12 protein-coding genes are annotated in these 14,291 nt (G+C 69.4%); 6 read left to right on the top strand and 6 right to left on the bottom strand.

Annotation, left to right across the window (positions count from 1 at the left end):
• Nucleotides 1–693, bottom strand: a complete 693-nt coding sequence (locus tag T398_RS14955; RefSeq protein WP_496447529.1) for a CDP-alcohol phosphatidyltransferase family protein — start codon at nucleotides 691–693, stop codon at nucleotides 1–3.
• Nucleotides 694–1,333: 640 nt separating this feature from the next.
• Between T398_RS14955 and T398_RS14950 the strand changes: the two genes are divergently transcribed.
• Entirely contained in the window at nucleotides 1,334–2,125 is a 792-nt protein-coding gene (locus T398_RS14950; protein ID WP_496447527.1) for a YaaA family protein, read from the top strand.
• A 29-nt stretch (nucleotides 2,126–2,154) separates the two neighbouring features.
• Here the strand turns inward: T398_RS14950 and T398_RS14945 are convergent, their stop codons facing one another.
• Nucleotides 2,155–3,714, bottom strand: a complete 1,560-nt coding sequence (locus T398_RS14945) for an MFS transporter (RefSeq protein ID WP_496447526.1) — start codon at nucleotides 3,712–3,714, stop codon at nucleotides 2,155–2,157.
• A 362-nt stretch (nucleotides 3,715–4,076) separates the two neighbouring features.
• Here T398_RS14945 and T398_RS14940 point away from each other — a divergent pair, with 362 nt between their 5' ends.
• Nucleotides 4,077–4,427, top strand: coding sequence for a histone-like nucleoid-structuring protein Lsr2 (locus T398_RS14940; RefSeq protein WP_018216084.1), 351 nt, complete (start codon nucleotides 4,077–4,079; stop codon nucleotides 4,425–4,427).
• A gap of 242 nt (nucleotides 4,428–4,669) precedes the next feature.
• Nucleotides 4,670–5,311 carry a GNAT family N-acetyltransferase gene (locus T398_RS14935; RefSeq protein WP_496447524.1) on the top strand — a complete coding sequence of 214 codons (642 nt, stop codon included), beginning with the start codon at nucleotides 4,670–4,672 and terminating at the stop codon, nucleotides 5,309–5,311.
• A gap of 159 nt (nucleotides 5,312–5,470) precedes the next feature.
• Here T398_RS14935 and T398_RS14930 read toward each other — a convergent pair whose 3' ends face one another.
• Both T398_RS14930 and T398_RS14925 read right to left on the bottom strand, forming a co-directional pair.
• Nucleotides 5,471–5,818, bottom strand: coding sequence for a pentapeptide repeat-containing protein (locus T398_RS14930; protein ID WP_496447639.1), 348 nt, complete (start codon nucleotides 5,816–5,818; stop codon nucleotides 5,471–5,473).
• Nucleotides 5,819–5,827: 9 nt separating this feature from the next.
• The gene (locus T398_RS14925; RefSeq protein ID WP_496447523.1) at nucleotides 5,828–6,706 is read right to left on the bottom strand and encodes a PhzF family phenazine biosynthesis protein; all 879 of its coding nucleotides are present in this window, start codon (nucleotides 6,704–6,706) and stop codon (nucleotides 5,828–5,830) included.
• A 962-nt stretch (nucleotides 6,707–7,668) separates the two neighbouring features.
• Between T398_RS14925 and T398_RS14920 the strand changes: the two genes are divergently transcribed.
• Nucleotides 7,669–9,126 carry an MFS transporter gene (locus T398_RS14920; RefSeq protein WP_496447522.1) on the top strand — a complete coding sequence of 486 codons (1,458 nt, stop codon included), beginning with the start codon at nucleotides 7,669–7,671 and terminating at the stop codon, nucleotides 9,124–9,126.
• A 113-nt stretch (nucleotides 9,127–9,239) separates the two neighbouring features.
• Here T398_RS14920 and T398_RS14915 read toward each other — a convergent pair whose 3' ends face one another.
• Nucleotides 9,240–11,357 carry an MMPL family transporter gene (locus T398_RS14915; protein ID WP_496447521.1) on the bottom strand — a complete coding sequence of 706 codons (2,118 nt, stop codon included), beginning with the start codon at nucleotides 11,355–11,357 and terminating at the stop codon, nucleotides 9,240–9,242.
• A 257-nt stretch (nucleotides 11,358–11,614) separates the two neighbouring features.
• Here T398_RS14915 and T398_RS14910 point away from each other — a divergent pair, with 257 nt between their 5' ends.
• Complete coding sequence (locus T398_RS14910) at nucleotides 11,615–12,502, top strand: phosphatase PAP2 family protein (RefSeq protein WP_496447519.1); 888 nt, start codon at nucleotides 11,615–11,617, stop codon at nucleotides 12,500–12,502.
• A gap of 3 nt (nucleotides 12,503–12,505) precedes the next feature.
• Nucleotides 12,506–13,222, top strand: a complete 717-nt coding sequence (locus T398_RS14905) for a maleylpyruvate isomerase N-terminal domain-containing protein (protein ID WP_496447517.1) — start codon at nucleotides 12,506–12,508, stop codon at nucleotides 13,220–13,222.
• 127 nt (nucleotides 13,223–13,349) lie between these two features.
• On the opposite strand, the gene T398_RS14900 is transcribed toward T398_RS14905, so the two are convergent.
• The gene (locus T398_RS14900) at nucleotides 13,350–14,228 is read right to left on the bottom strand and encodes a DUF1028 domain-containing protein (protein ID WP_496447516.1); all 879 of its coding nucleotides are present in this window, start codon (nucleotides 14,226–14,228) and stop codon (nucleotides 13,350–13,352) included.
• Nucleotides 14,229–14,291 lie beyond the last annotated feature (63 nt).

Here is a 14,291-nt window from a genome sequence, read left to right as displayed (position 1 = left end):
TCATGCGGACGGGGGCCAGCCGCGGTCGGGGACACCGGGTTCGCCGCGGAGTTGGAGGGCATCACCAACCGCACCGACTTGGCCGTGCTGCGGTGGACGGCTGCTGGGTAGTCGCCGTACCACCACCAGGGAGACCACCTTGATCACGGTCACCGCCAGGGCCAGCGCGAGCGGCGGCCAAGGGCTCGGCACGAAGAGCACGAGCAGCACCAGCGCGCTGGTGTTGGCAGCCTTCGCCGGCGGGGACCAGTTCCACCGGAAGACACCACGGTGTACGCGGAAGAAATAGTTTGGACTGAGCAGCCCGAAACGGAGAAACGACAGGCTGAGCACCAGATCGACGACGACGAACTGCAGCAGAAAGACCGCGATAGGAGCCATCATCTGTGGTCGTGCCTGAAGCAGCGGGATGATGCAGAGGATGCAGCAGAGTCGGTCGGCCAGGATGTCGAAGACCGCACCGAAGCGGGTCTCCTGGTTCAACCGGCGGGCTGTCCAACCATCCAGGATGTCGCCGACCCAATAGATTAGATAGGCGGTAACCGCCAGGACCGGGTCCCGGGTGACGATCGCGCCGATGGCGACGGCGACCGCGCCGATCGTGCGTACCGCTGTCACGGTATTCGCGGCCTGCACGATCCGCGGCGGCGCGGCGGTGCTCGTCGTACGCTCCTGAAGGGTCGTTCCCGGCATACCGCTTCCTCCAGGAGGTGAAGGCTACTGCCGAATGTGGCAGGTGGTGGAAACCACATTACAACCCGAGCAGCGAAGAAGATCCCGCCGAGCGGGCTTGACATCACCTGGAGGTGACCCGTGCGTACTGGTGCGCTGAACTGATCTCGGCGACGCGAACGTGTTGATTAGTGCGACACGGGCGAAAGTGACGAGATCGGACGGTGATGGAAGTGGGCGTGGGCCCTTGATGGGTAGCTCTCACCACAAGACCACCCATACGGTGCGTACCCCACGTGATCGCATATCGGGCCACGGCCGACGTCCCCAGGGAACTAGTGCGGTACCCCGGCCGGCTGCTTGCCGCGCACCGCAGAGCCAAGGCGACAATGGCGCCGCACTTCACCTGACCCACCTCGAGTGCAGGTACCTACCCGCAAGTCGCTGAGATTACTTCAGTGTCTCGCAGCTGGGCCCCGGAGTGCCTGGATTGTCGATAGCGAATCTCCGTCGTCGGGTGCCGGGGCTGACGTCGAGGTGGGTGGGGGCGAGGCGGCCGGGCAGGGGCGCGCTGGTCGGCCTGGCACTCTCGGTTCGCCGCCGCGTCGCTACCGGTCGGGCCGCTATGCTCAGGAGATCTTGATCTCGGCACGAGGCGAAAATGATCATTCTGATTCACACCTCCAAGGCGATGCGACCGGCGCCCCAGGGTGGCGCGACCCTCACCGTGCCCGTCCTTCGGGACCGGGCCGAGGAGTTGGCGGCATACCTCAAGACCCTCTCGGTGGAGCAGCTCGCCGCCGTCATGAAGCTCTCTCCGGAGCTGGCCGCCCGGACGCACGGGCTCTTCGCCGATTGGGGCACCGATCCGGGGCGGCAGTCACCAGCGATCGACAGCTTCGCCGGTGACATCTACAGCGGACTCCGCGCCGGCGACCTCACCCCCGCCGACCGGACGTACGCCGAAGGTCGGTTGCGGATCCTCTCCGGGCTGTACGGCATCCTGCGTCCGGACGATGGCATCCAGCCGTACCGGCTGGAACTGGGGTATCGCCTGCCGGACCCACCGTATGCCAACCTCTACCAGTTCTGGGGTGATGCCGTTGCCCGATGCCTGCCGCCGACCGGCGTCATCATTGATCTGGCCGCCATCGAGTACAACCGGATCGTCACCCGGTTTCTGGCCCGTGACCGGTTCGTCAGCCCCCGCTTTCTGACGATCAACCCGAAGACGGGTGAGCCACGGTTCGTTGTCGTACACGCCAAGATCGCCCGTGGTGCCTTCGCCCGATGGCTACTGACCGCCCAGGTCGAGGACCCGGCGGATATCGTCGACTTCGCCGAGATCGGCTACCGCTATGAGCCGGCTCTCAGCAAGCCCCGCCAGCCCGCTTTCGTCTGTACGGAGTTCGGGGGCAAAGGGCTCAGCGTCCGACGACCGGACCTGGGCTGACGTGCGACGACACAACCTGGGCTGAGCGGTCAGGTCTGTTGGGGCTGTTGGGGCTGTTGCGGGCTGCGGCCCTTTCGCTGGCGGGGCCAGATCCAGGCGGCCAGCACCGCGCCGACCACCGCGATCACCCCACCGAACACGAGGGCGGTCGACACTCCGTCCGAGAATGCCTGATGATAGGCCGCCATCACGAGGCTCCGCTCGCTCGCTGGCAACTTGTCGAGGACGGCGAGGGCCGTCTGGGAGTTGGTCAGCGCGTTGACGACCTGGTCGGACTCGGCTTCGGTGAGCCCGGCCGCGGTGCTCACCGGGGCGGCGTCGGCCCGACCGAAGCGGGTGGTCGCGGCGGTCAGTAGGACGACGCCGAGCGCGCCCCCCAGCATGCTGCTGGTCTTGTAGAGCCCGGACGCGGCGCCGGCGAGGGCGACCGGTGGGCCGCCGACGATGGTGTCGGCCACGGGCACGGAGAGCACGCCCAGCCCGACACCGATGATGAGCAGGCCCAGGATCACCGCGAGCACCGACAGGGAGGGCAGCAGGGCGCTGATGGCAAAGCAGCCGACGCCGACCAGGACAAGGCCCCAGAGCGAGGGGGAGCGGGCGTCGTGTCGGGTGACGATCCGTGCGCCGACGACGTTGAAAATCAGGATCGTTCCGGCGGCCGGAACCAGGAGTAGACCGGCCGTGAACGCGCTGTAGCCCCGGGCGTCCTGCAGGTAGAGGGAGAGCACGAAGAGGGTGCCGGCGAAGGACATGTTCATCGTCAGGTTGACGAGAAGAGCGCCGTCGAAGCCGCGGGCGCGGAACAGCCGTAGATCCACCAGTGGGTCGGTGACCCTCAACTCGACGAACACGAACGCCAGGGTGAGCACCGCGGCGGCGCCGAAGAGCGCGATGATCAGCGGATTGTTGAAGCCGACCTGTTGCCCCTCGGTCAGTGCGAAGAGCAGGCACAGGGCGGCCCCGGCCCCGGTGACCAGACCGATCAGGTCGACCCTGCCCTGGCCCTTCTGCCCCTCGGGTGCGTTTCGGGTGGTCAGGACGTACAAGACGAGTACCACCGGCGCGGTCAACCAGAACAGTGACCGCCAGCCCAGCAGTGTGGTCAGGGTTCCACCGATGGCTGGCCCGATCGCCTGTCCGGCCCAGGTCGCCGCCGCCCAGGCAGCGAAGGCCGGGGGCTGCTCGGTCCGTTTGAAGAGCGCCGGGATCATCGCCAGCGTGGCGGGCAGGATGAGTGCGCTACCGGCGCCCATCAACGCGCGGCCGGCGATGAGGCCGGCGAGGTGGGGCGTGAAGGCGGTCGCCAGGGCGGCGACACCGAAGATCAGCAGGCCGAGCAGCAGCATCCTTCGATGGCCGTGTAGGTCGGTGAGCCGACCGCCGGCCAGCAGGAGGGTTCCGCAGGCGATGCTCAGGGCGTTGTTCGCCCACTGCATATCGGTCAGGTTGACATTCAACTCGGTGGCGATGGTCGGCAACGCCACCCCGAGGTTGGAGAACGCGAGCCACACCAGCATGGCGGCGGTGCAGAGGCTGATCAGGGCGACCCGTCGGGACGGAGGCGACCCGCGGGACCGGGAGTGCATGACCGGACAATATAGGAAATTTCCAAGATATGTGGTCTGAAACTACGTACGGCCGGATCGGTCGGGACGGCGGGTCGCGCCGGTGGTCGGCGCGGGTGGCGTTTCTGGACGCCGAACCGCTGCGGGCGGATCCCGCGGCAACAGCGCGGTCGGCGGGAATGCGAGCTCAGCCGCCTCGATGACAAGAGCGGTCATGGCTCGCAATTTCGTGGCGGACGAACAGCCACGGCGGGTGTGGTAACCGCTACCCATGAGGGAGGTTTGGTGGTGGAGCGAAACCCGACTGTGGGTCCTTTAGCAACCACCCTGTCCAGATGCTAATGTCCTCCTCTTCGCACTCGTGAAATGGAGTTAACCCGAGCATGGCGCGACAGGTAATCACCCAACTGATTGATGACCTAACCGGTGGTGAGGCCGACCAGACGATTGAGTTCGGTCTCGACGGCAGGGCCTACACCATCGAACTCTCGGACGAGAACGCATCCACGCTCCGGCAGGCGCTCGCCCCCTATATCGCCGTCGGTCAGCGTGTCGGCAGGGCCAGCGGCCACGGTGGGATCACGAGGGCGGTGCGGGGGGCAGCCGCGACCGCGCAGCGTTCCACCCGTGCCCGCAACGAGGAGATCCGGGAGTGGGCGCGGGCCAACGGATATCAGGTGTCGGACCGCGGACGCATCCCGGTTGGTGTGATGGAGGCGTACGACAAGCGGTGAATGGCTGGCGGCCGGTCAGCCAGCAATGGCCACGGTCGAGCTAACTCTCGACACAGCGAAGGGCCCCGGGTCGGGCCCTTCGCTGTGTCCCGCCCCGCCTTGGCTCGGAATGCGAAGCTGGTTACCCGGAGGAGCGGCTCCGTCATCGGTTGGCGTCTCCGGCTGGGACCTGCTGGCCGTCAGTGCGGGGAGGTGCGTCCGAGACCAGCCCTGGGCTTCCCTAGCGCATAGAGGAAATGACCATGGGTAGTGAATTGGCCGAGCTCCTGGAAGCGGTGGCCGCCGGGCGCTTCCCGTCGCCGGATGGTGGGACGACCGTGCTGCGGCAGCCCGGCGACCGCGACGCCGGGGTGATCGCCTTCACCGCTCACTCCGTGGTCTTCACCGACGAGGATCCGCGTTGGGTCCGGGGAATTCTGGCCGCCCTCGATTGTGACGGCCTGGCAGCCACAATGCACCCACGCTTCCTGGGTGCGTTGCTCGAGCGCACCGGACGTTCCATGGACACGATCGACCTACTGACGGTCGCGAGCCCGCTGGCTGGTGCGCCCCCGTTGCGGCTCACCGAGCTCACCGACTTCGCCCATCCCCGGGAAGCCCGGGCGCGCCAGCGCCGGGACGACGTCCGGGTCTGGGCGGCCGATGGGGGAGTGGTCATCCTTGGCCGGGGCGTGGCCGGCCGGTGGGAAGCGGCGATCGAGGTTGACGAGGGGCGGCGCGAGGCGGGCCTCGGGCGGGCGTTGGCGAGAGCCGCTCGGCATCTGGTGCCGAGCGGGCAGCCGGTCTGGGCGCAGCAGGCCGCGGGCAACGCGCGCAGTGTGCGGGCATTCCAGGCGGCGGGGTTCCGGCCGGTCGGCGCCGAAGCGCTGCTCCTGAATCCGTAGCGGCTCCGGCAACAGGTTGGTGGCGCGGCCGGAGGGTTGTCAACCCTGACCGGATGGTGACATAGACGACAGTGTCGCGGCCCCGGTTGCCGCGACACAGGTGTTGACAGGAGTACCGAACGTGAACGTAAGATCGACTCTCCGCTGAGAAACGTGTGTTTAGCGGCAGCGCCGCACACCGAACGCACGTTTCAGAGGCGATGGGTCGCTGACCCGGACGGGATTGCCAGCGGGATGGATCAGCTCCATTCGGAGCGCAACGGGGGGATGCGTCCCGCGGCTATCGCCCCACCGACGACGGCCAGCAGCGCTCCGGCGGCGATGATCGCGTCGCCGGGCCCCAGGCCATCGTCGCGTGAGGTCCCCGAGCAGCACCCCCGACCGGCGTGGTGCCACTCTTCGCTGAGCTGAGCTGAGCTGAGCTGAGCTGAGCTGAGCTGAGCTGAGCTGAGCTGAGCTGAGCTGAGCTGAGCTGAGCTGAGCTGAGCTGAGGTAGGCCCGGTCGATGCACCGAGGCTACGGCGAGTTGGAGCCCAGGCGAACGGTGGCGCCGAGTGGGGCGAGGGAAACCGCGGCGCCGCTCACCGCGATCCCAGTTCCGGGCTGGGCCGGGATGTCGATGGTGAGCAGGCTCGGGCGGCCCATCTCGTGGCCCTGGTGCACGGTAACCGTCGTGGGGGGCGCGACCAGGCCGAGCTCACGTAGGTAGCCACCGAGCGCCGCGGCGGCCGCACCAGTGGCGGGGTCCTCCACGACGCCGCCGGGGGGAAACGGGTTCCGTGCACGAATGACCTGTGCGGACTCCCGGTACACCAGGTTGATGGTGGTCCAGTCCCGCTCGGCCATCAGGCTGGTCAGCGCGGCCATGTCGTAGTCCAGCTCAGCCAGGCGGGCTCGGCTTCCAGCGGCGATGATCGGGTGCCATGCCCCGGCGAAGGCGACCCGTGGTGGCAGGGTCGTCGCCAGGTCCGCCGGCTTCCAGCGCAACGCTTCGAGTAGGGCCGCGAAGTCGTCCGCGGCGATCGGCTGGGTGCGTGGCTCGACGCTGACCAGCGTCGCGGTGATGGTGCCATCCGCCCGTACGGTGGTGGAGACCTCGACCGGGCCGGCAGGGGTGCTCAGATACAACACCCCAGGGCCGTGTCGCTCGGCGTACGCCGCGGCCGACGCGATGGTCGCGTGGCCACAGAACGGGACCTCCGCCTTCGGACTGAAGTAGCGAACCGTGAAGTGCCCCGCGTCGCCGGGCACGAGAAACGCCGTTTCGGAATACCCGACCTCGGCCGCGACTCGCTGCATCTCCGTGTCGTCCGCGCCGGTGGCGTCCAACACCACCCCAGCCGGGTTGCCGCCGGCGGGATCGGTGGTGAACGCGGCGAACCGTAGGATTTCCATGATCGTGATTCTAGGGTGGAGTCCGTCCATGGGCGAGTGCCAATTGACCAGCCGTGGTCGCCGCCGATGAGTGCATCGATGCCTGCTATCTGGGGGTGACAGCTATAGCCTGGGTTTTACACCCCGGTTCGTCGGGCTCCAACCAGATTTTGGTAAATCCGGGCGACTCGATGTCCCCGCTCGGAGTGCGGATCAGGAGGAGACAGTCCCGTTCGGCGGGTACGCCGACCGCGGCGACGGGGACACCCGCGTGGGTAACCGTATCGACCGTAATGTGTGGCTCGGGAAAAGCTTCTCGCACCGCCGTTGCCAGCGTGTCGGGCGTGGCCGTCCGTAGTGCCGTGGTCAGCTGCTGACGCCCATCCTCCGGCGGCCTCGGGACCGGTGAGGCGGCGGGCGGGGGTCGAAGGGGTTCCTGGACCATACGGCCGTCACGACGAACCGGACATCGATCGTCGTCTGATCCGATCCGGCGGTCCGACCGGACCAGCCCACCGCTTTCCCGCCGCACGGTATCCGGGCGCCCACCCCTCCTTGCGGACCCTGGTCGCGGCAATGTGCTCGGCGCCCCGTATGTGATCGTGGTAGCCGAGGTCCTTGCTGAGGAACGCGGCTTCGTCCTCGGTTCACCGGACTCAGGTGCTGGTCGTTGCCGCGGTTGCACCTGTCGGCTAACCGGAAGGGCGGCCGGCAACGGCACCCGGGAGGCCGGTCTTCGGGCGGAAGGCCCGGGTGAAGCCGCGGCCGGCCCCGCACCGAGCGGGCGCAGACTCGGACCTTCGCCCGGCACGTTGGGATGAGTCGGTTCCAATGATCCGGTCGCCTGGGTGGTGTCACCCATAGGGTGGGGATCGGGTCACGACTTCGAGTTGGGGAGCGCCGGTGCTACGGAGCGACCGTGCTCTCCACCGCCCGTCCGGAGAGTTCGGCCACGATCGTTCTTTCTGGTACCGGACAGCCTGATGAACGAGGGTGAGCTGGGTGCGGGGGAGGCGCCCCGGACCGGGTCGGGGCGGCCGGTACGACCGTGGCCGGCGGCGACTGTCGGGCTGCTGGCGGTGTTTCTGGGCGGGTTGAACATCTCCCTGGTCGTGATCGCCTTGCCGACGATCCGGAGTGTGTTCGACCTGAGCCCGAGCGGCCAGCAGTGGCTGGTGTCCGGGTATTTTCTTACGCTCGGACTGACGCTGGTGCCGGCCGGCCGGTTCGGCGACCAGCGCGGCCGGCGCAACATATTTGTGGCCGGCATCATGTTGTCCGTCGTGGCGAGCGTGGTTGCCGGTTTCGCCCCCTCCGGAAAATGGCTGATTGTCGCTCGGTTGGTGCAGGGAGTTGGCGTCGGAATCGCGTTACCCCAGGTGTTCGGGGCGGTCCAGCGGATGTTCTCGCCCCGAACCCGTGGACGCCCGCTCGGGCTGCTGGCGGTCGGAGTCAGTGGCTCCCGACTGGCCGGTCCGATACTCGGCGGCGCCCTGGTTACCCTCGGCGGCGAGCAGGGCTGGCGGTGGATCTTTTTGATCAATGTTCCGCTGGGGGTCGTCGTCGCCGGCTTCGGCTGGCGGCTGTTCCCCGTCGCCGAGCGGGGGCGGCGCCCCGACCTGGACCTGATCGGTGCCCTCCTGCTGATGGGCGGGTTGGGGCTGCTGTGGCTGATGCAGGGAGAACAGTGGCCGGGGCTGCTCCGCTGGCTGTTCCTACCGGCCGGCCTGGCGATGCTGGTCGCCTTCTTCTACTGGGAACGGTCCTATGCCCGCCGCGGCGAGCCGATATTCAACCTGGGCCTGTTTCGGATCCGGTCCTTCGCCCTGGGCGCATTCATCGCCACGTTCTACTTCGCCGGCTACGAGGGCATCTACTACCTGGTGTCGGAGTATTTGCAGCAAGGGCTCGGGCACGACGAGTTGGTGGCGGCTATCGCTCTCATGCCGCTGGCTGTGGGTACGGCCCTTGGCTCGGTGGCCGCCGGCGCCAAGGCCAGCCGGATCGGGCGGCCATTGATCGCCGCGGGGCTGGCGTGTGGAGCAGTCGGGCTCGCCATGCTGTTGGTCGCAGACCTGTTCCTACCGGATCCACGCTCCCCGCACGCCGCCACTCTGCCCCTGCTCCTGGCAGGCTTGGGCGGTGGACTGGTAACCGCCGGCGTCGGTGGTGGACTGGTCATTGCTCCGAACCAGACCCTGGCTCTGGCGCACGTGCCACCGGCGCAGGGCGGCAGTGCCGGTGGGATGCTTCAGACGGGGCAGCGCCTTGGGGGTGGGTTCGGGGTCGCCGTCGTCGGCACCGCCCTCTTCACCAGCCTGGACAGAACCGGTGACTGGCTCCTCGCCTTCCGAATTCCGCTGGCGGTCATCATCTGTTTCTTCGTCATCGCGTTTGTCGCTGTTCTGATTGACTTGGTTACTCGTTCCCGATCGCGGTGACGGCCCTGCCCAGTGGATCTGTCCGCGGCTTCCGTCGTCCGGCTGCTCCGAAGGTCGGCGCCGTCCCTTCCCGCCGGCAACCCGGGCGACAGCTGGGCCGGCTGCCCCGGCGGTCAACCGGTGCCCGGCGGACCACCGTCGCTTCGCTCGAGCCGGCTCGGCCACCAGATTCGGCGACCAACGTCGTGGGTGAGGGCCGGCACCAGCAGGGAACGCACGACGATGGTGTCGATAAGAAGCCCGACCGGAAGGGCGATGCCCAGCTCCACCAGGATACGAACCGGGAGCACGGCCAGTGCCGCGAAGGTCGCCGCGAGCACGACACCGGCGGAGGTGATCACCCCACCGGTCACGGTGAGTGCGGACAGTACTCCGCGTCGGGTGCCCAGCCGCTCTGATTCCTGCCGAACCCGGCTCATCAGAAAGACGTTGTAGTCCACCCCCAGGGCGACCAGAAAGACGAACGCGAACAGGAGAAACTCCGGGTCCACCTTGGGGACGTTGAGCAGGTACCGGAAGATCAGCACGCAGATTCCCACGGTGGCGGTAAAGGAGAGCACCACGGTCAGGACCAGGAGTATCGGCGCCAGCAGGGCGCGCAACAACACCGCCAGGCAGAGCAGGATCACGGCCAGGACGACCGGAAAGATGACCTGCTGATCCCGGTCGGCGGCGTTGGCCGTGTCCACATTTGTTGCCGTGAAGCCACCGACCACGGAGTCGGAGCCGGGCACCGCGTGAACGGCGGCACGGAGCCGCCGCAGGGCCTGCTCAGCGCTGTCACCGTCCGGTGCGTCGCTCATGGTCGCGTTCAGCTGCGCCCGTCCGTTCACGACCTTCGGTGCGGCCCCTGGTTGCTCAGCCGTCGTCGAGGCCCCACCTGCAGCGGTGACCGGTGCCACGGAGGCGATTCCCGACACCTGACGAGCTGTGGCGGCTACCTGGTCGACGGTCTCCGCGTTGGTCACGATGATGGCCGGGCTGCCGGTGCCGCCGGGATAGTGCTGGTCAAGCAGACGCTGCCCGCTGACCGACGACCGGTTCCCGGAGAAGAGCAGGTCATCCTGGTTGATTGCCTGACTTCCGAGCTGGGTGACCCCGATCGCGGCCACGCCGAGGCAGATGGCGGCGATCACCCACACGAGCCGGTCTCGCCGGCCGACGAGGCGGGCGACCGGGGTCCAGAAGCGGTGCGAGGTGGTTGCGGCCCGCTGGTCCGGGCGCGGAGTCCGCGGCCAGAACACCCGCCGCCCACCCAGGACGAGCAGGGCGGGGAGGAAGGTGAGCAGCACCAGCAGCGTGCAGGCGATGCCGATGGCGGAGACCGGCCCGAGGGAACGGGTGGAGCTGAGCACCGACAACAGCAGGGCGAGTAGACCGAGGATGACCGTCGAGCCGGAGGCGATGATCGCCGGAGCGGCGCCGCGCCACGCCACCTTCATCGCGTCAACCGGGCGTTCCCTCCTGGTCAACTCCTCCCGATAGCGCGCTATCAGTAGCAGCGCGTAGTCGGTGCCCGCACCGAAGACGAGCACGGTGAGGATCCCCCGCGACTCCCCACTCAGCTTGATCACATCCGCGTCGGCCAGCCAGTACACGAAGACCGTGGCCAACACGTACGAGAGCCCGGCGGCGATCAGCGGAAGCGCCCACAAGATCGGACTACGGTAGATGATCAGCAGGACCACCAGCACCGCGCCCAGGGTGACGACCAGCAACTCGCCGCCCACCCCGGCCAACACCGTGATCAGGTCGCCCCGTAGGGCGGCCGGGCCGGTGACCTCGATGGTCAGTCCGCCCTGGTCGCCGCCGGTGATCGCGCGCAGCTGATCGATGACGTCGTTCTCCGCCTGCCCCACGGCGTTGTCGATCGGGACGACCACCAGCAGGGCCTGCCCGTCCTGGCTCTGGACGGGGGGCGCGACGGGGCCGACAACCCACCGCACCTGACCGAAGCGGGTCAGGTCGGAGTCCGCCCGTTCCTGGTCGGCAACGGTTATCCCGGTCGAACGCTCGTAGACCACCAGGGCGGGCGTGGTATCCGCACCGGTGATGTCCCGGCTGTCCTGCTGCGCCTGCTGCGACTCCGCATCAGCGGGAAGAAACGTCTGGAAGTTGTCGATCTCGACCTGGTCCAGGCGGCCGGGGAACGAGTGGGCCACACCGCCGATCACGAGCCACCCGACGGTCACCACCACCGCGATCAGGGTGCCGACGTGGCGCGTGAGCATCGCCGCCCCCGTCAACGTTCGGCTTGCTGGTACCGGTGGCCCGACCCGCCGTGCGGCCCCGCGACCAGCAGCGGGTCTGGCCCCGACAGCAGTGCCCTCCGTTCACTCGGGCGCGAGCGCACGGCCGGATCTGACATGGGTCAACTATCTGGGGTGCCGGCTGCTGACACTCCGACTTCCCGCCGTTATCCGCTGAACAGGTGAAAGTCGGAACGGTGTGGGTCATGCGGGCAGTCGATGTCACCTGCCGTTAGGTTGTGCGGGTGCGTGACACGGCAAGGCGTGGGACGGCGGTCTGGTTGGCCGTGCTGGCGCTGGCACAGACCGTTGCCCTCATCGTGGTGTGGCGCACCGCGGTGCACACCGAGCTCGGCCAGTGGCTCGACACGGTCGCCCTCACCGGTAACCGGATCGGCCAGGACCGCATCGACGGACCGGTCAACCACATCCTCAACGCCATGTCGCTGGCGGCGCTGCTGGCCGCCACCGCCGTGATCGGGTTCATCGCGCTGATCCGGGGCCGGGTCGCGCTCGCGGTCACCGCAACCCTGCTCGTCGTCGGCGCCAACCTCACCACCCAGGCGCTCAAGTACGGCCTCGCCCGGCCTGACTTCGGCATCGACCCGCAACGGATCTTCGCCGGCAACAGCCTGCCGAGCGGCCACGCCACCGTCGCCGCCTCGTTCGCGGTGGCGCTGGTCCTCGTCCTGCCACCGACGGTCCGAGTCCTGGGCGCGTTGCTCGGCACCGGTTACGCCGCCGCCGTCGGAGTGGCCACCCTCTCCGCCGGATGGCACCGACCCAGCGACGCCATCGCCGCGTACCTGGTGGTCGGGGTCTGGGCGGCGCTCGGCGGGCTGGCGTTGTTGACCATGCAGCGCGAGCGGGCGAAGGTCGACCCCGGCGACGCGCACCGGCTCGCCGCCGTGCTGCTCGGCGCGGGCGGCCTGCTCGCGGTCGTCGCCGGTGGTCTCGCCCTGGCCTGGCTCGCCGACGGCCCCCGGATCGCCGCGGGCGCGTTGGCCCGCCGGCCCCTCCTCGCCGGCTACGCGGGCGGTGCTGCCGGGATCGCCGGTACGATGGCCATCGTGATGGCCTTGGTCCTGGTCAGTGCGCACCGCCTCATCCCCCGAAACGCGGGCTGAGCCATGCTGAAACCAGCCATGATGGAACCGGCCGTCGGTAACCCGCCGGAGCTCACGCCGGTGCGGGCGGCGTTCCGGGACGAATGCGTCCGCCTCGCTGCCGAACTGCGGGACCTGACCGAGACCGACCTGGACCGGGCCACCAACTGCCCGCCGTGGACCGTCCGCGAGCTGTACGCCCACGTCCAGACCGGTGTCGGCCGGCTCGCCGGGATGCTCGCCGCCCCCGCCCCGCCCCGGGCGAAGGTCGACGCTGCCGGATACTTCGGCGCGTCCAAGTTCACCCCGCCGGTGGACGCCGACCGCATCGAAGGTGGCCACCGAGCGGCACGGTGCCGGGACGCCACGACGCTCGCCGCCGACCTGGACCGGGCCTTGCGGGCCACCCTCGACGCGGTCGACGTGCAGCCCCCCGGCCGGCTGGTCCGTACCCGGCACGGCGATGCGATGACAATGCTGGAGTTCCTGCGTACCCGGGTGGTCGAGGTGGGGGTGCACGGCCTGGACCTGGCCGCGGCGCTCGACCGGCCACCGTGGCTGACCCCGGCCGCCGCCACCGTGCTGGCTGACCTGCTCACCGGTGGGCAGCCGGTGCCGGCCGCCCTGGGCTGGGACCGGCTGACCCTGATCCGCAAGACGACCGGCCGGTTGCCGTTGACCTCCGCGGAGCAGGCGACCGTTGCCGCCGTCGACTTTCGCTGGCTGAGCTTCGCGCCCTGAGCGCTGCCGGTGCGGCCCCGAAGCCTCCGCTGGTGGCGTTGCGTTCGGATCGGCCCCGAGACCGCCGCGCTGCTGGGCTCGGATCGGCCCCGAGACCGCCGCGCTGCTGGGCTCGGCGCCAGCTCCCTCAGGACACCGGTCGGGCGCGGCCAGCGCGGGGCGCGGGAACCTGCGGGGCGGCCCGACGTAGCTGCTCCAGCACGACCGGGTCGATCCGGTTCGACACCAGCCGCCGCTCCAGGTTCTCCAGACCCGCCCAGGCGACCAGCGCCTGCTGCGGAGCCTCCGGGTCGGCGGGGTGCCCGAGGGCGGTGAGCAGGCCGGCCACCTCGACCGCGAGCGGCCCGGTGAGATCCAGCAGGGTGCCCGGGTCCGGACGGCTGAACAGTCGAGTGTGTGCGGCGAGCAGCCGGGCCAGCTCGGTTACCGGATCCGGGTGGTCATCAACCCGCAGATCGATCAGGACGTCGCCGGTGCCGGCGTAGCCGGCGCCGCGCTCGACGACCAGCAGCCCGGCGCTCTGCCGTCCGCGCCGGTCCCCACCCGCCTCGTCCCCGGCGCGCAACGCGGCCAGAAGGCGCTGCGGGAACGGCAGCCCCCCGCCACCGAGCCAGCTGTCGCGGACCCCGTCGATCACCTGCGGACCGGCGAGGATGTTGCCCTGCGCAGCCCAGCCATCGCCGGACTGCCCGCCCGCCCAGGGGCGGCAGGCCGGCCCGGTCCAACCGGCACCCGGGCCGGTCGCACCCACCACACCGAGCTGGCGGTGGTCGCGCTCGTCGTCGGCGGCGACCAGCCCGGCGACCACGCCCGCCGCGCCAACCCCGGTCCGCAGCAGCGCCAGGCCCTGCGGGCGGTAGGCCAGGTTCACGTGTGCCTGGGTGGCGATCGCGCCCACCTCGGCCTCCGCGGCCGGCACCAGCGCCCCGGCGGCGAGGAACCTGCTGGCCACGACCACCCCGTGTAGCCGGCCGTCGGCGGAGCGGGCGACGAGGGAGAAAGTCACGAGCCGCAGCGTAGCGCGGTGACCCGGCCGGGAGACCAGACCAGATCTTGCCCACCGCCCGCC

It is taken from the genome of Salinispora goodfellowii (assembly GCF_059570675.1).
This window is presented reverse-complemented; position numbering and strand designations above follow the sequence as displayed.